The organism is Nocardiopsis sp. CNT312 (assembly GCF_000515115.1).
Lineage (GTDB): Bacteria > Actinomycetota > Actinomycetes > Streptosporangiales > Streptosporangiaceae > Nocardiopsis.
In genome coordinates this window covers 17,759-36,831 of the sequence record NZ_AZXF01000026.1, presented here as the reverse complement: position 1 = coordinate 36,831, position 19,073 = coordinate 17,759, and the positions used below count along the sequence as shown (strand labels likewise).

17 protein-coding genes and 1 other annotated feature are annotated in these 19,073 nt (G+C 71.2%); of the genes, 5 read left to right on the top strand and 12 right to left on the bottom strand.

Annotated features, from left to right (window positions below; all coding sequences use genetic code 11):
* Positions 1-115: 115 nt before the first annotated feature.
* Entirely contained in the window at positions 116-298 is a 183-nt protein-coding gene (locus B042_RS27080) for an HAD family hydrolase (protein WP_369797701.1), read from the bottom strand.
* 39 nt (positions 299-337) lie between these two features.
* Entirely contained in the window at positions 338-811 is a 474-nt protein-coding gene (locus B042_RS23090; RefSeq protein ID WP_197024295.1) for a haloacid dehalogenase-like hydrolase, read from the bottom strand.
* Between the two features lie 234 nt (positions 812-1,045).
* On the opposite strand from B042_RS23090, the gene B042_RS23085 reads away from it, so the two are divergent.
* The 3 genes from B042_RS23085 to B042_RS23075 all read left to right on the top strand — a co-directional run bounded on the left by B042_RS23085 (position 1,046) and on the right by B042_RS23075 (position 3,210).
* Entirely contained in the window at positions 1,046-1,753 is a 708-nt protein-coding gene (locus tag B042_RS23085; protein ID WP_197024293.1) for an XRE family transcriptional regulator, read from the top strand.
* On the top strand, positions 1,668-1,973 hold the full coding sequence (locus B042_RS23080; RefSeq protein ID WP_081748764.1) for an NUDIX domain-containing protein: 306 nt from the start codon (positions 1,668-1,670) through the stop codon (positions 1,971-1,973). Before B042_RS23085 ends, B042_RS23080 begins: the two co-directional genes overlap by 86 nt.
* Before the next feature lie 5 nt (positions 1,974-1,978).
* Positions 1,979-3,210, top strand: a protein-coding gene (locus B042_RS23075) for an IS3 family transposase (protein ID WP_231494002.1) whose coding sequence is annotated in 2 segments (ribosomal slippage) — positions 1,979-2,258 and positions 2,258-3,210 — 1,233 coding nt in all. Because the reading frame shifts where the segments join, the coding sequence is not laid out codon by codon here.
* Positions 2,257-2,370, top strand: a sequence feature (AL1L pseudoknot). (Overlaps the previous gene by 114 nt.)
* Before the next feature lie 244 nt (positions 3,211-3,454).
* Here B042_RS23075 and B042_RS0113080 read toward each other — a convergent pair.
* Positions 3,455-4,006, bottom strand: coding sequence for an HD domain-containing protein (locus B042_RS0113080; protein WP_028648676.1), 552 nt, complete (start codon positions 4,004-4,006; stop codon positions 3,455-3,457).
* 312 nt (positions 4,007-4,318) lie between these two features.
* Between B042_RS0113080 and B042_RS0113075 the strand changes: the two genes are divergently transcribed.
* On the top strand, positions 4,319-4,465 hold the full coding sequence (locus B042_RS0113075) for a hypothetical protein (protein ID WP_155989075.1): 147 nt from the start codon (positions 4,319-4,321) through the stop codon (positions 4,463-4,465).
* A 769-nt stretch (positions 4,466-5,234) separates the two neighbouring features.
* On the opposite strand, the gene B042_RS0113070 is transcribed toward B042_RS0113075, so the two are convergent.
* Complete coding sequence (locus B042_RS0113070) at positions 5,235-5,582, bottom strand: MerR family transcriptional regulator (RefSeq protein WP_028648674.1); 348 nt, start codon at positions 5,580-5,582, stop codon at positions 5,235-5,237.
* Positions 5,583-6,915: 1,333 nt separating this feature from the next.
* On the opposite strand from B042_RS0113070, the gene B042_RS0113065 reads away from it, so the two are divergent.
* Positions 6,916-7,683, top strand: coding sequence for a hypothetical protein (locus B042_RS0113065; RefSeq protein ID WP_028648673.1), 768 nt, complete (start codon positions 6,916-6,918; stop codon positions 7,681-7,683).
* 10 nt (positions 7,684-7,693) lie between these two features.
* Here B042_RS0113065 and B042_RS0113060 read toward each other — a convergent pair whose 3' ends face one another.
* The 8 genes from B042_RS0113060 to B042_RS0113025 form a co-directional block, all read right to left on the bottom strand.
* Positions 7,694-8,428, bottom strand: coding sequence for a spermidine synthase (locus B042_RS0113060; RefSeq protein WP_155989078.1), 735 nt, complete (start codon positions 8,426-8,428; stop codon positions 7,694-7,696).
* A 47-nt stretch (positions 8,429-8,475) separates the two neighbouring features.
* The gene (locus B042_RS0113055; protein WP_028648671.1) at positions 8,476-9,570 is read right to left on the bottom strand and encodes a sorbosone dehydrogenase family protein; all 1,095 of its coding nucleotides are present in this window, start codon (positions 9,568-9,570) and stop codon (positions 8,476-8,478) included.
* Between the two features lie 125 nt (positions 9,571-9,695).
* Positions 9,696-10,841, bottom strand: a complete 1,146-nt coding sequence (locus B042_RS0113050) for an aromatic acid exporter family protein (RefSeq protein ID WP_028648670.1) — start codon at positions 10,839-10,841, stop codon at positions 9,696-9,698.
* 229 nt (positions 10,842-11,070) lie between these two features.
* On the bottom strand, positions 11,071-12,231 hold the full coding sequence (locus B042_RS0113045; protein WP_028648669.1) for a VWA domain-containing protein: 1,161 nt from the start codon (positions 12,229-12,231) through the stop codon (positions 11,071-11,073).
* A complete protein-coding gene (locus B042_RS0113040; protein ID WP_028648668.1) occupies positions 12,228-14,537 on the bottom strand; it encodes a DUF5682 family protein in 2,310 nt (769 codons plus the stop codon). The genes B042_RS0113045 and B042_RS0113040 overlap by 4 nt, the downstream gene beginning before the upstream one ends.
* Positions 14,537-15,652: an AAA family ATPase gene (locus tag B042_RS0113035; RefSeq protein ID WP_028648667.1), complete on the bottom strand. Its 1,116-nt coding sequence runs from the start codon at positions 15,650-15,652 to the stop codon at positions 14,537-14,539. Before B042_RS0113035 ends, B042_RS0113040 begins: the two co-directional genes overlap by 1 nt.
* On the bottom strand, positions 15,649-17,157 hold the full coding sequence (locus tag B042_RS0113030) for a DUF5691 domain-containing protein (RefSeq protein ID WP_028648666.1): 1,509 nt from the start codon (positions 17,155-17,157) through the stop codon (positions 15,649-15,651). The genes B042_RS0113035 and B042_RS0113030 overlap by 4 nt, the downstream gene beginning before the upstream one ends.
* Positions 17,154-18,404: an SWIM zinc finger family protein gene (locus B042_RS0113025; RefSeq protein ID WP_028648665.1), complete on the bottom strand. Its 1,251-nt coding sequence runs from the start codon at positions 18,402-18,404 to the stop codon at positions 17,154-17,156. The genes B042_RS0113030 and B042_RS0113025 overlap by 4 nt, the downstream gene beginning before the upstream one ends.
* Positions 18,405-19,073: the final 669 nt, after the last annotated feature.

Sequence of the window (19,073 nt, the reverse complement as noted above, 5' to 3'; positions counted from 1 at the left end):
GATGGGAACCGCGCCATGCGGGCCATCACGAACACTGCGACGATCCCAGCGAGGCGGGGACGTCGGAACCCTGTTTGAGGACGTTCACCAGACGTCCCAGGACGTCCTGGGACGTTCAGGAGTGCACGCGCAGACCGCGGAGATGTTCCAGGAGGACGTCGGTGCCCGTCAGGTCATCGAGGACGTGGCTGGCCCCAGCCCTATGGAGTTCCTGGGCCGTGTGGACTCCCGTGGCCACCGCGATGACGTTCGAACCCGTGAGGAGGGCCGCTTCGACATCTCTGGGGGTGTCCCCGATCAGAACGACGACGGTGTCCTCGGGTAGGTCGAGCGCCGTTCAAGCCCGGACCAGAGCCGTGTCCACGAGTGCGGAGCGGTCGGCCGAGCCTGCCCCGTACGCCCCGATCGACAGGTCCACCAAACCATCGAGGCCGAACGCAGCCAGTTTCACCCGGGCATTCGGGCCGATGTTTCCCGTGAGGACGGAGGAGATCATCCCCGGTTCCCGAACCACCGCTTCCAAGGCGCTCCTCGCCCCCGGAAGCACCCACCCCCGACTCCGGAGGGCTTCGAGATGAGCCGCTCCAGCCTCAGCCAGGGCTCGCCTCGTCGTCTCCCAACCGGGTTCGGCGAGGCCGTTCCGCCTGAACAGATCGGACATGATCGCGCGATCGGTTCGGCCTCCCGTGCGAACCGGGGCGTGCGGAGGATGTCCGGCTACGGCGGCGAAGGCGGCGGCGTAGATCTCCTTGCTCACTCCCGAGTTCTCGATGAGTGTGTGGTCGATGTCCCACAGGATCAGAAGCGGCACACGCCCAGCTTAGGCACGATGTGGTCCGCTGTTGAGGGGCTGGTAAACGGATCCCGCGTTTGCTTCGGTAAGTTCCGGTCCGCTTGGATAATGACCGTGAATGAGCGTCTTCGTTCCGTACTCGCCCAACGGGGCGTATCGATCGAGGCACTCGCGAGTGTCTGCCAAGTCGACCCCAAGACCGTGGACAGATGGATTGGCGGGCGGCGCCCCCACCGACGTCACCGCTGGAGCGTGGCACGCCGCCTGGAGGTGGACGAGTCCTTCCTGTGGCCCGCCCCAGCCGCCACCGGGCAGCCCTCATCCGATGCGACCAGCCACGAAGTCGTCGCGACGTACCAGGACCGCGCGAGCGTTCCCCGGGACGTGTGGCTGACACTGCTGCGGGACGCGACGAAGACGATCGACGTACTGGTCTTCTCCGGCACCTTCTTCGCGCAGTCGAACCCGAAGGTCGCCCAGATGCTCACGGAGAGGGCGGCGAACGGGGTCCGCGTCCGGCTCTGCTTCGGGGCCCCGGACGGTGAGGCCGTCAGGGTACGAGGCGCCGAGGAGGGGATCGGGGACACACTGGCCGCCAAGATCCGTGCCTCACTGACGTACTACCGGTCGCTGGTCGGTCTGCCCGGCTGCGAGATCCGCCTGCACGACACGACCCTGTACAACTCCCTGTTCCGCTATGACCAGCACCTTCTGGTCAACCCGCACGTGTGGGGCCAACCCGCCAGCGCCAACCCCCTCTTTCAGCTCGACCGCGCTCACGCCCACACCTGGTTCGACCACTTCATCGCGGGCTTCGAAGCCGTCTGGAACACTTCCATCCCCTGGAACCCCGAGACCGAGGAGCGCACTCACCATGGGCAGGACCGAGTACTACCACGACCCCACCGCGCCCAAGGCCAACACCCTGATCCCCGCGAGCAACCTGCTGGTGGTCAATGACCAGGGCGCCGTCCTCCTCCAACGTCGGAGGGACACCGGCCAGTGGGCCCTGCCCGGCGGCGCCCAGGACATCGGCGAGTCCGCCGCCCAGTGCGCGGTGCGCGAATGCGCCGAGGAGACGGGCGTGCTCGCCGAGGTGACCGGTTTCCTCGGCGTGTACTCCAACCCGGCCCTGTCTCGTGCCGGGTGTGATGGAGGCTCTCAAACCTGGGAAGGATGAGAGACATGCCAGCACCGAGGAAATACCCCGATGAGCTGCGCGAACGCGCCACCCGGATGACCGTGGACGCCCGTCGGGACCCGGCCAGCCGCAGCGGNGCCATCGCCCGTATCGCTGACCANNTGGGCATCAACCGCGAGACCCTGCGCAACTGGGTCACCCAGGCCGAGGTCGANGCCGGAGAGCGCCCCGGCACCACCACCGACCAGGCCCAACGCCTGGCCGAACTCGAACGCGAAGTGCTCGAACTGCGGCGGGCCAACGCCATCCTCAAGTCCGCATCGGCTTTCTTCGCGGCGGAGCTCGACCGCCCACACATCAGATAGTCGCCTACATCGACATCCACCAGCAGGAGTTCGGGGTCGAGCCGATCTGTCGCACGCTGCAGGTCGCCCCGTCCACCTACTACGCCGCCAAGACCCGGCCGCCGTCGCTGCGCTCACGCACCGATGAGGCCACCACCGCCAAGATCCACCAGGTGCACGCCGACAACTACGCCGTGTACGGGGCTCGTAAGGTCCACGCCGAGCTGAACCGCCAAGGCCACCGGGTGGCCCGCTGCACGGTCCAACGCCTGATGAAACGAGCCGGGCTGCGCGGGATCTCCCGCACCAGGCAGCCCCGCACCACGGTAGGGTCCGCGGCCCCCGACACCCGGCCGGACCTGGTGGAGCGCGCGTTCACCGCTGACGCGCCCAACCAGTTGTGGGTCGCCGACATCACCTACATCCGCACCTTCGCGGGTTGGGTCTACGCCGCGTTCGTCATCGACGTGCACTCCCGCCGCGTGGTGGGCTGGCAGGTGTCGAAGTCGCTGCGCACCGACCTGGCCCTGGACGCGTTGGAGATGGCGGTGTGGAACCGGGCGCACGTGGGCCGGCGCATCGACGGGCTGGTCCACCACTCCGACCGCGGCGTGCAATATCTCGCGGTGCGCTACACCCAGCGCCTGGCCGAGGCAGGGGCGGTGGCCTCGGTCGGCACCACCGGCGACTCCTATGACAACGCCCTGGCCGAGGCTTTCCACTCACTGTTCAAGGCCGAGCTGATCCGCAACCGGGGTCCGTGGCGGGGGCTGGACGAGGTGGAGATCGCGGTGGCCGAGTACGTGGACTGGTTCAATCACCGCCGCCTGCACGGCGAGATCGGGTTGGTCCCGCCAGCGGAGTTCGAGGACAACTACTACCAGCAGGAATCGGTGTCAGAGCAGGACGAAGAGTTGGTTCCGAGCCTCTAAAGAACCCGGCACGAGACAGCCCACATCGTCGCCTACACCGACGGGGAGATCCGCCAGCAGTTCGAGGCGGCCTACATCGGCACACCCGTCGGAGGCAAGCCGACCGTCAACGACGAGGCGGACGGCGTCGAGTGGGTTCTTCCAGCCGACCTGGACCGGTACGACATCCATCCGAGCATGCGCCAGCAGATCGGCGACTACCTGACCGACGCCTACCCCTACCTGGGCTGAGTCCTGGTCCCGGTCAGCGCCCGCCGAGGGCGGCGAGTCGGTCCTCAACCCGGCGGACGGCGGCCTCCAGCGCCGGTCGCGCCTGGGTGATGGAGTCGAAGACCACCGATCCGGGGCCGTAGCGGGCCAGGATCTCGCCCAACCGGGTATCGACGTCGACTGTCTCCCCGATGGGGGAACTCGTCAGGTCCGCGTACCACAGCGCGTTGGTGACCTCGGAGTCCTCGAAGCAGAACTCCTCCAGTTCGGCGCGCAGCCCACGCCGTTGTGCCTCGACGAGGGCCGCGGTGTGGTGGGCGACCAGGCACACGAGGCGCTCATCGACGCCTTGGTCCTGGAGCCAGCGGGCACCGTCGAGGGGGTGGAACCCAGTGTGAGCGAGGGCGGGGGCGTAACCGATGTCGTGCAGCGATGCGGCAGCGACCAAGAGCTCACGGTCCTGCTCGGGGACGGTGTGCACCACGGCACGGGCCTGCTGGGCGACGCGTTGGACGTGCGGCCACCGTGTACCGACGTCGCGCAACAGGTCGCGGGAGACCTCGGCGGCCCACCTGACGAGTTCCAAAGGAGTTTCGCCTCCTACCTCGGCCCAGTTTCCCTGGACCGTCGGAACCGAGGATCCCTGAACAGTGGCAACGCCTCAAGACAGAGGGACTGATGCGTGCGGGGTTCACGGAGTAGCTCCACGAGCGAGACACCTCACAGGCAATGCGGCACAGAGCGGCATGATCCTACGTCCCGTAGGGATGAGAGGTAGTCCAGTTGGCCAACACAGGGGCAGGGATGAGGCACGAGCGTCGACCTCTTGGCCTCCACGTCACCGCACACACTCCTGGAGGGACACGTGCATCACTTCATCGTGCGAACACATATCTGGATGACGGACGACCAGCTGGCCCGGTACCGGGAGGCACGCGAGATCGATGAGAGCACAGGGACGCGGCAAACCCTCATTGATCACCTCCAGGAGGAAATCGATGGCTTGGGAGTTCTGGACGACTGGTGGACAGCGGAGATTCACTAGATGAACGCGCTACCTCCTCTTCAGACTGACCAATGATGCGGCCATGTGGTGCACCCGCAAGGGTGCACCACATCGGCGAAAGGCGTGCACCCGGAGGGTGGACGGGGCCCGGTGGAACACAGGCCAACCGGGGACAACCAGGGGAACCACGGCACCCCTACCTGCAATTTCTCGTTTTTTCGCAGGTCAGGACACTCACCGACCCCAGTTCGATTCCCGTCATCCGCTCCGTTCGAAAGACGACCCCTGAGCTGCGAACACGCTTCGCACGTCAGGGGCCGTCTTCGCGTCGGGGGTGCACCAGCGGGTGCACGGGGCCGGGATTCGCCCGGCTGGTGTCCTCCGACCACCCCGTCACACACACCGGACCCGCCGATCTGACTGCCGTGCCCGACACGGCACCGCGCGGCTCTCGGGGTCCCGCCGATCCCGGAGACACCGTTGGCCGGCCCCCACACGGAAAGCGTCGGTACGGGCCATCGGTGTGGATGCCACGGTCTCAGATCCACTACCCGGGCCGGCGAACCCTCAACACAGCGGCGGCCCGGGCATCCATCCCCGCGCGCGTACGCCGTCTCCCGGACGGGCATCACCGTGTGGCCCGGGCACGGCCTAGCCCCCGACACCGAGTGGATCCAGGAGCCGCTGTCGAGCAGCCATGACGATGCGGAGCGTGACCCGGGTCCTCCGAGGCTACGTCGGGGGCAAGGTAGCCGCTGAGTGACCGCGAACGGGCCGTGACCGCGCCGAGGGCGGGTGCGGTGCGCGTTCAGACCTGGTCGTCGGCCTTGTCGGGCTCCTGGCCCCGGCTGGTGGCGCGCAGCTCCTCGTTGATCCGGTGGGCCTCCTCCAGTTGGTCCTCCAGGATGATGATTCTGCACGCGGACTCGATGGGTGTGCCCTCGTCCACGAGTTCGCGCGCTCGGGCGGCGATCCTGAGCTGGTAGCGGGAGTAGCGGCGGTGCCCTCCCTCGGAACGCAGGGGCTCGATCAGTTTGGCCTGGCCCAGGGCGCGCAGGAACGCCGGCGTGGCGCCGATCATCTCCGCGGCGCTGCCCACGGTGTAGGCGGGGTAGTCGTCATCGTCGAACCGGTCACCGGTGTCGGGACGGGGCAAGTGCGTGTCTTCCTTCTTGTGAACGCACGTCGAGGGCCCCAACGCCGAACGGCGCTGGGGCCCGAGAGTTCAATACCACCTACCGGCCGCTGCCGGTCTTCCGCTTCCCGAGGTCAAGCCGGAACGGGATCGCGGGGATCGCGGTTGTGTGACCGTGGACCACCCTCTTCCAAAACCAGGGCCCTGCGGTACCCGAGCGGAATTCTCGCCTCGCCCGGGCGATCCTGATGGCATCTACTCCTCTCGACCTCACTTCGTGCACTACTTCGACTGCGGCCCTGGCGGCTCGGCCGACACCGTTGGAGCGTGCGCCGACCGAGCCCTGCCGCGTCCTTCTTCCTACTACGGCCTCCCCGGTACGAGCGGAAGGCCGGTACTGCGGGTACTGCTCAACCTTCTGTACTGCGGTACTACCGGCCCCCGGTGTCTTGAAGCACGTGCACACCGTCGAGCCGTCCTGCTCTACTCACGTTCGGTGCCCCCTGTGGGAGCGGGACACCGGTACTGCGGTACTACCGGCCCCCAGCGCCGTACAACCAAGCACGCCGGTCGGGCCGTCCTGCTCTCCACCGGCCCCAGCCGGTGGTCCAGCCGTGAATCTCTGTGGCTACGAGAAGAAACATAGCAGCACCGCGAGGGCATGTCTACTCTCACCACTACAAGTTTCTGGGCTCCGCCGAGGAAGGCTTCCTGGAGTCGCGGGGTCGTTCGGCTGTCAGCCGACTCAGCCTCCGACGGTTCCCGCGACGGGGTCGCCGACGGTGCGGGGCAGGCCGTGTCCCGTCGGTGAGGCCCGACCGGGACCGCGGGGCGACCGGAACGGGACCGGACCCGGCCGATTCGACGATCGACGGCGTTTACTGAATCTGGAGCGAGAGCCTGAGATTGAGCACGGTCTGCCTCTTCCGGATTGGGCCACCGCGGTCGGGAAGTGCCGCGGTGCGGACTCGAACCTCCACTGGAACCGCGTTGATCACGACGAACTTCAGTTTCAGCTTGCGCTGCTCGCGCACCCCGCCCCGACAGCCAGGGATCTTCAAACCATCCGAAGAGGGAGCCGGACGCGGCGGCCCCGCCCCGCTGATCGACGACCTCCGCAGCGTTGGCCTCCTCCCGGGCGAACTTCACGGCCTACCGGAGCCTGTCCACCCGGTCGGGGAGTTCGTTGACGCGCTGTGCGGACCGGCTGGTGGACGAGGGGTTCGGCGTACGGCCCCCCGCAGCGGAGGCCACCCCGCGAGCGCTCTAGACGGCGTGTCCGAGTTGTACGATCATCGCGGCACCTCCACCCGATACCGGGTGGGACCCACGGCGAGCGCGGAAACGGACGGGTATGGACGCTGAGGCAACCCAGGTGATGACCAGGACCGGTGAGTTCACGACCTCCACCGTCAGCTGGGAGGTCCCCGTACGCAGCAGGATCGCCGCGGCGATCGACCGCCTCTCCGGCCCGCTCGACGAACTCGTGGAGCGCGAGGCCAACGAGGGCGACACCCGCATGCTCGTCGCCGACTTCCTCAGCGTGGGCATGAACTACAGCAAGTACCAGGACCTCACCACGCAGTTCCGCACCGGTTCGGAATCGGTGGACTACGCGATCGTGCGCGAGGGCGAGCTCTTCGCCCCCGTCGAGGTCAAGGGCATCTCCCAGGACCTGGACGTGCGCAACATCCTGACCGCCCGCAAGGTCGCCGCCGAACACGGCGCCGAGTGGATCGTCCTCACCAACGGTCGGCACTGGAAGGCCTACCACCTGCGCCCCGACGAGGACGGCGAGGGCCACCGCGCGGTACCGATCGTGGAGGTGGACCTGCTGGACGCCGACGCCTACGACCGCAACCTCGACGCCCTCTTCCACCTCACCCACGAGGCGGTCGAGCACGGCCGCCTGGACGCCCTGCGCCGGTGGAACGAGGCGCTGGAGGCGGCGCCGCTCGCCGAGATCGTGCGGTCGGAGGCCGTGGTGGAGGCGATCCGCGCGGGGCTGCGGGAGGCCACCGAGCACCCGGGCCACACGGGCGACACCGAGCAGGTGCTGCACGCGCTGACCGGTCAGGTCATCGCGGGAGGCCTGCTCCGCGACGAAGAAGCCAGCGAGTAGCGGGCCTCCGTCAGTCCCGCGGACGCGTGCCCAGGTAGACGGTGTTGGTCGCCGGGCGGTCCTGGTACGGGTTGGGGAAGGAGACGACCTCGGCCCGTACCCGCTCCATGACCGCACCGAGCAGCGCCGTGTAGTCCCCGTCCGGCGGGTCGTTGGACCACAGCGCGAACACCCCGCCCGGGCGCAGGTGCTCGGCCAGGCGCCGGGTCCCCTCCGGTGTGTAGAGCGCCGCGTGCGAGGGGTCGAGCACGTGGCGGGGCGAGTGGTCGATGTCCACCACCAGGGCGTCGAACACGCGCTCTGGAGCGTCGGGCAGCAATCCGCCGGGCGAGGCGACCGCCGCGAAGAAGTCGGCGCGCTCCAGCCTGCACCGGGGGTCGGCGGCCAGGGTGCGCCCGGCGGGGATCAGGCCGCTCTCGTGCCAGTCCACCACCTCGGCGAGGGCCTCGACCACGGTCAGGGAGCGCACGCCCGGGTCGGCTAGGAGGGTGAGCGCCGTGTAGCCGAGCCCGAGGCCGCCCACGGCCACGTCGAACCCGTCGCCTTGGCCGCCCGCACGCAGTTCAGCAAGGGCGAGCCGGGACATCTCCTCCTCGGCCTCGGTGAACAGGCTGGACATGAGGAACTCGTCGTCGAGCTTGATCTCGTGGACGTCGGCCCCGGCCACGGGGTCCCACCGGCGGCGCAGACTGATCTCGCCCATGGGTGTGGGGCGCCAGCCCAGCTCCTCGATCCGCGGTCGCACCACGGGCACTCCTGTTCACCTGGAGGGAAACACCTGTCCCGGCGACCCTACGGGAGGACGGGCACGCGCAGGACGCGGTCGTCGCCCTCCTCCGGGCTTCCGCGGCCGTCGCGCTCGCTGGTGGCGACCCACAGGTCCTCGCCGTCGGCGGTCGCCGCGACCGTGCGCAGCCGCCCGTACTCGCCCACCAGGTGGGCCCGCGGTGTGCCCGTGCCGCCGTCGAGGGGGACGCGCCAGAGCCGCTCCCCGCGCAGCGCCGCCACCCACAGGGCACCGCCCGCGACCGCCGCGCCGCTGGGCGAGGCCTCCTCGGGCGTCCAGGTGAGCAGGGGGTCGGTGAAGGCGTCACCGCCGCCGGGCCCCTCCACCTCGGGCCAGCCGTAGTTGTTCCCGGGTTCGATGAGGTTGACCTCGTCCAGGGTGTTCTGTCCGAACTCGGTGGCGTACAGGCGGCCATCGCCGTCCCAGGCCAGCCCCTGGACGTTGCGGTGCCCGTAGCTGTACACCTCGTCGCCGAACGGGTTGCCCTCGGCCGGCGCGCCGTCGTCGGTGACACGCAGGATCTTGCCCGCCAGCGAACCGGTGTCCTGGGCCAGCGCCCCCTGTCCGGCGTCGCCGGTGGCCACGTACAGGAGGCCGTCGGGACCGAACGCGATCCGGCCGCCGTTGTGGTTGCCCGCCTTCGGGATGCCGTCGAGGATCACCTCGGCCGCGCCCAGGCTCCCGGTAGCGGCGTCGTAGCCGATCCTGGCGACGCGGTTGTCGGATTCGGCCGTGTAGTAGACGTACACGAACGGGTCGGCGGGGTAGTGGGGGTCGACGGCCAGGCCCATCAGGCCGCCCTCGCCACCGGGGACGACCCCCTCGACTGTGCCGGCCCCGGTGGTGGTGCCGTCGGAGGCCACGCGCACCACCTCGGCGGTGTCGCGCTGGGTGACGAGCGCGGAGCCGTCGGGGAGGAAGTCCATCCCCCAGGGGACGTCGAGGCCGGTGGCGACGGCCTCCGGGGCGCCCGGCCCCTCCTCGGCGGGGTCCGCGGCGTCCGTCGCCAGGGGAGAGCACGAGCACAGGGCGAGGGACAGGGCCGCGAGCGCGGCGGCGCGCGCCCGCCGGCGGCCCCGGCGCGGGCGGGAGGTGTCCATGCCCTGTCCCTGCCCGCACCCGGCCGCCCCTACGCCCGGCGCACCAAGGCGAGGACGCCGCGGGGCCAGTCGAGCAACGGATTTTCCACAGGCTGTGGACGGATTCCGGCGGCGAACGCCGGCGGTCAGGCGCTCTGGCGCGGCTCCCCCGCGCACAGTTCGTCGTAGAGGCGCTCCACGTCGGTGAGCAGCGAGGTGTACAGGGAGGCGCGACGGGGCTCGCGCTCGCCCTCGATCCAGCGCCGGGCCTCGTCGAGTCGGCGGCGGCCCTCGTCGACGCGGGCCGCCAGATCCGCGGAGACCGACTCGCGTTCGGGCTCCTCGGCGTCGTGGACGGCCTGGAAGGCGTCGGCCGCCGAGTCCAGGACCCCCGCGAACTCGTTCAGGAACCCCTCCTCGGGGCGGGAGCGCACCCGACCGTCCACGGCGTTGCGCAGTGTGCGGGTCAGGGACTGCACGTGCCGGGCGGAGCGCTCCAGGGCGTTGATCCACGACCGGTAGCGGCTCAGGTCCACGGCGCGCGCCGGCCCGGCCACGAGTCGGCGCGGGTTGAGGCGCACCCGCTCCTCCTGCCGTGCGACGGCGGTCCTGGCGTTGCGCGCGGTCTCGTCGAAACCGGTGGCCCGCCGCTCCCACCGGGCCGCGTCCACACCCTCCTCCCCCTCACGGCACCCCCGGGCCATGTCCCGGTTGAGGTCCCGCAGCCCGTCGGAGAAGTCGAGCACGGCCATCTCCGCGTCGCGGAAGCGGATGGCGGGGGCCAGGAGGAGGTTGACGGCCAGGGCGCAGGCCGAACCCACGCACACCATGGCGAGCAGTTCGCCGAGCATCGCCGCGCTGGAGGCCGTGCCCCCGGCCAGGGCGAAGGCGGTCACCACGGGGATCTGCTGGCCCTGTTCGCCGAACCAGGGCACGTAGCCCACGGAGAGCGCCGCGAGGAGGATGAGCGGGAAGACCCACAGTTGGGCGCCGACGGTCAGTCCGATCGCGCCCGCCAGCAGCGCGCCCAGGACGACGGCGGCCACGTAGCGGCCGGACTGCAGGACGGACCCGTAGACGCTCGGCCGGACGACCAGGAGCGCGGAGAAGGGGGCGAAGCCCACCTGGGAGGAGCTCACCAGTTGGGACCCCACGGCCCAGGCGAGCGTGGCGGCGAGCGCGCACTTGACGATGACGACGAGAACCTCGCGCTCGTAGCCGCGCCGCGCCAGAGCACGGCGCAGCGCCCGGCGGACCCGGTCGAGGACCGGAACGCCGTCGTCGTCGGACATCCGGCCCCACCCCCGCCACACATCGCGTCACCCTTTGTACTCATGATGCTACGAACATGCGCGCGGCCGACCGGAACACGCCCGGAGACAGGGGCCAACTGCGGGACCTAACGCTGGGCCTCCCCCGAGCGGACACCGAGCGCCTGTGCGAGGCCCTTTGATCGTGCTACCAGCGCAGGAGACGACCGGTTTTCGTGCGCTGGTAGCACGATCAACGCCCGGCGTGCGCTCAGCCCTCCTTGCTCCTGTCCACCCAGGCGGTGAGGGGCTGTCCCTGGATGGCGGCGGCCATCAGCTCCGGGAACAGGTCCGGGGTGCACGCGAAGGCCGGCACGTCCATCTCCGCGAGCGCGGCGGCGTTCTCCCGGTCGTAGAACGGCGCCCCCTCGTCGGACAGCGCCAACAGGACCACCACCTGTGTGCCCTGCGCCTTGAGCTGGGCGACCCGCTTGAGCATCTCCTCGCGGACACCGCCCTCGTACAGGTCGCTGATGAGCACGAAGATCGAGTCCCGGGGCTTGGTGATGAGCCCCTGGCAGTAGGCGATGGCCTTGTTGATGTGCGTGCCGCCGCCCAGCTGGGTGCCGAACAATACCTCCACCGGGTCGGTGAGCTGCTCGGTCAGGTCCACCACCGCCGTGTCGAACACCACCAGCGAGGTGCTCAGCGACTTCATCGACGCCAGCACCGCGCCGAACACGCTCGCGTACACCACCGAGGAGGCCATGGATCCGCTCTGGTCGATGGCCAGCACCACCTCCTTCTGCACCCCTCGGCTGCGGCGCCCGTACCCGACCAGTGTCTGGGGCACGATCGTGTTGTGCTCGGGCAGGTAGTGGGCCAGGTTGCGGCGGATCGTGGCGTTCCAGTCGATGTCGGCGGCGCGGCGCGGCCGGTGCGTGCGCGCCGACCGGTCGATCGCCCCGCCCACGAGCGAACGCGTCTTCTGCGCCACCCGCCGCTCCAGGTCCTCCACGACCGTGCGCACCACGGTGCGGGCGGACTCGCGCGCCTGGCCCGGCATCACCTTGTTCAGGGACAGCAGCGTCCCCACCAGGTGTACGTCCGGTTCGACGGCCTCCATCATCTCCGGCTCCAACAGGAGCTGGTGCAGCCCCAGCCGCTCCATGGCGTCCTTCTGCATCACCTGGACGACGGAGGTGGGGAAGTACTCGCGGATGTCGCCGAGCCAGCGGGCCACGCTCGGCGCGGAGCCGCCCAGGCCCGCGCCGCGCCGCGAGGACCCGCCGCCCCCGCCGTCGCCCCGGTTGTACAGGCTCTCCAGGGCGGCGTCCATGCCCTGGTCGCCCGTGCTGAGCCCCGACGGGCAGTGCCCCTCCCGGCCCAGCACCAGCCGCCAGCGGCGCTCCCTCTCGTCCACCGTGGTCACTGCGCACTCCTTCCGTCGGTGAGGATGGCCAGGGCCGTGGCCAGGGCGGGCGCGGCCCGGTCGGCGTCCACGGGACGGCGTTCGGGGCCGGTCTCGGGCCCCGCTCCGCCGCCGAGGCGGACCGCGGCGACGCCGATCTCGCGGCGTTCGGGGCCGTCGAAGGCACCGAAGGTGCGGCGCAGCAGCGGCAGCACGGCCGTGAACCGCTCCTCGGGCAGCCCCAGCAGCCAGGTGTCGATCAGTCCGAGCAGTGCGGGGTCGTGCACGAGGATGAGCCCGCTGCCCTGGAGGAAGCCCTCCAGCCAGGCTGCGGCCTCGGCGGGTTCGGTGCCCGGGGACATGGCGCGTCCCAGGCGTCGGCGCAGTTCGCCGGGTTCCAGCCGGGAGGCGTCCAGCAGCATGCGGTTGACCCGGCCCGAGATCCGTCCGGGCAGGCCCTCGCGCAGCGCCAGGGAGGCCAGGGTCTCGGTCCACGCCCGTTCGCCCTCGCCGCCGAGCAGGTGCGCCGCGGTGTGCACGGCGTCGATCCGCTCGACGAACCGTGCCGCCGCCTCGTCGTCCAGCCCGTGCACGGCCGGGGCCAGCCCCACACACACCCGGCGCAGGATCTGTTCGGCGACGGTGCGCAGCCGGGTGCCGTCGGTGCCGCGCACGTCACCGTAGCGGGCCGAGCGGGCGAGCGGGGGCAGCGCCTCCATGAGGTGGGTGACGTCGCCGTCGGTGGCCGCCCGGTCGGTGAGCAGGGACAGCACCGGCGGCAGAGCCCGACCCAGGTCGGCGTGCAGGCACTGTTCGGTGAGCGCGGTGAGTTCGGGCAGTGTCGCCCCGGCCGCCGTGTCGACGGCCTTGGCCGCCGCCGCCCCGGCCACGGTGGTCCCCCACCGGCTGGCCTCGATGAGCGCCACGTCCAGGTCGGGCTCCCAGCGGATGCGCCACGACTCGCGAAAGGTGCCCTTCCCACCGCTTTGGTCCCTGCGCGGGACGCCCCATTCGACGCCGAGCATCCTGAGCCGGTGCAGCAGGACGCTCCGCTCGCGCTGGGAGGCCGTGCGCAGGTCCAGGTCGAGGTCGCGGTCGAACGGCTCGGCCTTGAGGCGCAGCCGTTTGCGCGCGGCCATGACATCGCGTTGCAGCGGCACCATGGGGGTGGACGGCGGGACCGAGCCCATGCGCTCGCCGAGGGACATCCGCCCGTGCACGAGCGCGGCGCGGGTCTGCTCGCCCTCGCACAGGACGGAGGTCAGGGCCTCGAACACCTCGTCGAGTCCGGCGAGCGGCCGACCGCGCAGCACCGCGAGGCTCTCGGCGAGCCGCACTCCCTCGATGACGTGCGAGGACGACACCTGCTGTCCCTCATCGCGGAGCAGACGGGCGGCGTCGGTCAGCCACCGGTGCACCGGCCGGTCGGGGGCGGTGAACAGGTGGTGGTACCAGCCCGGGGAGGTCACGCCCGCGCCGTAGCCGCTTGCGGAGGCCAGGCGGCCGTGGGTCCACGGCACCCACGTGGCGGCGACCCTGACCTTGGGCAGGCCCTTGAGCAGGGCGGCGTCGCCGCCGGCCGTGTAGTCGGCGACGTCGCGCAGGGCGGGGGCGTGCCAGGCGCCGCACACGACGGCGACCCGCCGGTGCCCCTCCTTGAGGACGGCGCGCAGCACCTGGCGCATGTGGGCCTCGCGGCGCGCGCCCCGGCCCGTCTCGGGTCCGGTCTCGGCGCGGACGGCGGCCATGGCGTCGGCGATGGCGGGGAACGGGGAGGGCTCCCCGTCGCGCCGCTGTTCGACGACGTCGTCCCACCAGCGCTCGGCGTCGTCGTATCCGGCGGCCTCGGCGAGGACGGCCAGGGGGTCGGCGCGCAGCCCCTCGGTTTCGGCCTCCTCCGATTCGGCCCCGGGCTCCTCCTTGCCGGGTCCGTCCTGGCGCGCCTCCTCGGCACGGGCGATGCGCTCGGCGAGGGTGTGGGCGGCGGGCAGGTCGCAGAAGCGCACCGGGACACCGCTCGACACGGCGTAGCTCAGCGCCTCCCACTCGGGGGAGAAAGCGGCGAACGGCCAGAACGCCCAGCCCTCGTTGGCGCTGCCGTCGGCCGTGCCCTTGCCCTTGGCGGTGTCGTCGGCGTAGGCGAGCAGCGCGACCGGCGGTTCCAGTTCGCCCACCAGGGGGGTGAGCCCGTCGGCCTCGGGCGGCCCCTCGATCAGTACGGCGTCGGGCTTGATCTCCTCCAGAGCGGCCCGGACGGCCCGGGCGGACCCCGGGCCGTGGTGGCGCACCCCCAGGACGTGCAGCCCGCTGGTGTCGGGGCGGGCCATCAGGCGCCCACCTCGCGGCACGCCTTGTAGAACTCGGTCCAGCCGTCGCGGCCGCGCGCGACGGTCTCCAGGTACTCGCGCCAGACGACGCCGTCGGAGACCCGGTCCTGGACGACGGCGCCCTGGATGCCGGCCGCCACGTCGGCGGGGCGCAGCGTTCCGTCGCCGAAGTGGGCGGCCAGCGCGATGCCGTTGGTGATCACCGAGATGGCCTCGGCCGTGCTCAGGGTGCCGCTGGGCGACTTGAGCTTGGTGCCGTCGTCCTCGGTGGCCCCCGAGCGCAGTTCGCGGAAGACGGTGACCACCCGCTGGATCTCGGTGAGGCTGGTGGGGACCTCGGGCAGGTCGAGGGCGCGGCCGAGCTGCTCCACGCGCTGGGTGACGATGCGCACCTCGTCCTCGGCGCTGTCGGGGACGGGCAGGACGACGGTGTTGAACCGGCGGCGCAGCGCGCTGGAGAGGTCGTTGACGCCGCGGTCGCGGTCGTTGGCGGTGGCGATGATGTTGAACCCGCGCTGGGCCTGTACCTCGATTCCCAGTTCGGCGACGGGCAGGGACTTCTCCGACAGGACGGTGATGAGCCCGTCCTGCACGTCGGAGGGCATGCGGGTGAGCTCCTCGATCCGGCCGATGGAGCCGCGCGCCATCGCGGTCATCACGGGGCTGGGCACGAGCGCCTGTTCGGAGGGGCCCTCGGCGAGCAGGCGCGCGTAGTTCCACCCGTAGCGGACGGCCTCCTCGGAGGTTCCGGCGGTGCCCTGCACCAGCAGGGTGGAGTCCCCTGCGACGGCGGCGGCCAGGTGCTCGGACAGCCAGGTCTTGGCGGTGCCGGGAACGCCGATGAGCAGCAGGGCGCGGTCGGTGGCCAGGGTGGCGACGGCGACCTCCACGACCCGGCGGGAGCCGATGTACTTGGGGGTGATCTCGGTGCCGTCGTCCAGGGTGGTGCCCAGCAGGTACTGGGTGACCGCCCAGGGGGAGAGCTTCCAGCCGGGCGGGCGGGGGCGGTCGTCGGCCTTGGCCAGCGCCTCCAGTTCGGCGGCGTAGGTCTGTTCGGCGTGCGGCCGCAGGGCCTGTGCCGCTTCGGTGCTGATGGAGGGGGCGGTGCTGGTCAACGGAGCTCCTTGTGCATGTCGAGTCGGAAGCGCAGGGTGTCGCGCATGGCGGTGTAGGTCTGGTGGGATCCCACACGCGGGAGTTCTTCGGGCAGGTTCTCGCCGTATTCGGGCGGCAGGTGCAGGGCCGCGATGTCGCACAGCATCCAGCGCAGGTCCCCGGCCCGGCCCTTGGTGCGGGCGGCCCCGGTGATACGGCCGTAGACGAGGTCGGCCGTGTGTGTGGACCAGGGGCTGCCGAGGGAGCCCACGATCTGGGCGAGGTCGCCGGAGCCGACACCGTCGTCCACGCTGGCGGAGAGGCGTCTGCCGCGTTCGTGCTCCGGCAGCGCCGCCAGGAGGGTCCCCACTCGGGTCGTCCAGTCCCTCCCGGAGACCCAGTCACTGAGCTTGCCGCCGCCCGCGAGGAGCATGGCACGCGCCCACTCGGCGTTCCCCTGGAGCCCGACGGCGTTGACGAAGGCGTCCCACAGACGGGGCTCGTGTGAGTTGCGGACCAGTGCGGCGACGCCGCCCGGGTCGGTGTCGAACAGGGTGGTCCACACGTCCAGGGGGGCGTGGGTGACCAGGGCCCAGCTCCGCTCGAAGAGCTCGCCTCGTCCAGCGTCGGCCTTCTTGGGTACCGCGAGCGCCAGGTCGCGGAAGGCCTCGGTGCGCTCGCGCGGAACGGGGTCCACCAGCAGCGCTCCCGCCTCGCCTTTCCGTGCGTACTCGTGGACGTAGCCGCGCAGGCGGTGGGCGTGTGCGCTGTCGGGCAGGCGGGTGAGCAGGGACAGGGCGGTGCCGCGAACGTTGGCGCTGCGGTCGTCGAGGGCGCGGTCGAGCAGGTCGGCGTCGCCGGGGCCGAGCCCGGTGGCGAAGGTGTCGAGCAGGGTGCGCCGCAGGTCGGCCCGGCCCAGCCCGGACCACACGGAGTCCAGGCGCTCTCGGGCGGCGGCGGGGTCGGTGGCGCGCAGGACGGCCAGGGCGCGGCGGCGTTCGGCGGGGGTGCCCTCCGTCCAGTCCCGTTCGGAGAAGGTGTCGGTGGTCAGGGCCTCGGAGGCGAGGTAGGCCCAGGCGGGGTTGTGCCGGGCCAGCCAGCGGCCGCGCTCTCCGACCGTGGCGGCGAGGGCGGGGCGCAGGCGGCTCTCGCGCGCGCCCTGGTCGAGCAGCGCGGGCAGAGCGGTCGGAGCCACCGTGCGTCCGCTCGCGGCGACCAGGTCCAGCCATTCCGGCAGCAGGTTGGTCCTGCCGTCCAGGATGAGGGCCAGCCGGTGCATGGCCGCCTCGCCGAGGGGCTCGGGGGCGGGTGCGTGGTCGGGCTCCACGGGTGCGGCGGTGGCGGGTGTGTGCCCGGCGAGCCTGCGCACGGTGGCGAGGGCCGCGCGGTCCAGGAGGGCCCGTGTGTCGTCCTGGGCGGGGGTCTTCGGAAGGTCGGGGGTGTCGGGCGCCGGGCGCCGGGACGTGCCCGCCAGGGCGGCGGAGACCAGGCGGTCCCAGGAGTCGGCGGGGGGTTGGCTGTTCACAGCGGGTGGACCCTTCCTTCTCGGTCCCACACGGTCATGGGTGTCAGTCCGTCGCGGGGCGACCATTCGGCCGCCACGGTGCAGGGGTGGCCGCCGGTGACCGCGAGGAGCGTCCAGGGGGCGTCGGTGTCCAGGGGCAGGGCGGCGCCGTCGGCGGTGGCCATGTACCACCGGCCGTCGTGGGCGGGGGCGGCACCGGCGAGCACCACCGGCCAGGTGTCCCGCCAGGGGTCTGCGGCGAGAGCGGCGGCGCAAACGTCGAGTGCCTCGGCGACCGTGGTGCCCTCGGGCGGGGACGCGGTGCGGGCCGCCGTGTCGGCGACGGGAACGATCCGGTGCCCGTCCGGGTAGAACGCGAACTCGGCCTCCACCTCGGTGCCGGCGCGAAAGGGGGCGCGGGGCCCCTCCTGGAGGCGGGCGAAGCTCAGGAACAGGGCGGTGCGTCCACTCTTCTCGCCGTGCAGCCACACCCGCCGGGCGGTCATCTGTCCGTCCTCGGTGGGCGCGTCCCTCAGGCCGAGCACCCGCCAGGTGTCGCGGACCCGCTCCCCCTCGGACAGGACCTCGCCGGCCTTGACGGCGATGCCGATCCTGGCGCGGACGGCCGCGCGGGTGGGCGCGTCGAGGGCGTCCCCGGCTTCGTGCGCGGACACCAGCAGGTGGAGCAGGCTGAGGCGTTCGAGCAGGGCTTCGGGCCAGTGCGCGGACCGGATGGCGGCGGGGAGCGCGGCGACGGCGGAGGCCGCCGCCCCGGCCTTGGCGTCCACCAGGCGCTTGGCCATGCGGTCCCAGTGGCCGTAGCCGTGTTTGGGTGCCTCGGCGAGTCCGGCCTCGATCTGGTCGTCGAGCCAGAGGCGCAGTTCGCGCATGCCGCTCTCGACCGCCTCCTCACGGGCCTTCAGAGTGGCGGCGGCCCGCTTGGGGTCGGCGGGCGCGGCAGTGCTCTCCTCGGCCTTCTTCCGGCGTTCAACGCGCCCGGAAAGCCAGTTACCGACCCATTCGGGATGCTCCTCCCGCGTGTGGACTCCTTCCTGTGCCCACAGCACGAGCAGGGCCAGGACGTGTTTGCAGGGGATCTTGCGGCTGGGGCAACTGCACTTGTAGGCCGGGCCCCCGGCACCGTCGAGGTGGACGGCGGCCAGGTAGGGCTTGGCGCCGCTGCCCTTGCACGCGCCCCAGACGGCGGAGGTCGCGCCCTCGGGGGCGGCGACGGTTCCGCTCTCGGGCCAGGAGGCGGGTTTGGCCACCTTGAGTGCGGCTTTGCGGGACGAGGGGTCCGGAGCCAGAGCCCAGACGTCGTCGGTACTCCATCGATCGCTCACGGAAAGGGACACTAGAGGTCGGGGGCGACAGTCCCGTCACGGGTGCCGAAGCGGTGGCCGGTAGGCCCCGGTGGAGCCCGGCCGTGGCCCCCTGAGAAGCCGTGCGAGGGGCCGCCTGTGCCAGTGCGCGATCCACGGAAACCGTCGGCCCCGCCCCTCTCGAACGCACCTCCCGACCGGAGGGGCGAGTGTCCAAGCACAGGTGAAGCCGCATGGCTGTCCGGTGAAGCACGCGTCACGCGAAACCAGACAGAAGAGACTATGCCCACTGACCTGCGACAAAGGCTCTCTCCAAGAGGAACTTCGACGACGCGAGCGAAGCCTCCGACACGACACACCAGTGGTCGCACCGATGACGGCCCACCGAACCGAACCCGCAGCGGAGCCGACCGGCCAAAAAGCACTTACCGCCGGACCCGAAACCGGATAAATGAATGAAGATCACCTTTGAAAGGCCCGGGTGGCAACGGATCCGAAAGAGATGGATCGACTTTTTCTCAAGGTCGCATAAACCAATGAAACCCTCCTCTCGGAGGAGAGGATTCCCGGGGCACGAAAAGGAAGCAACGTGCGCACCATGCCCCCTTCCACTGA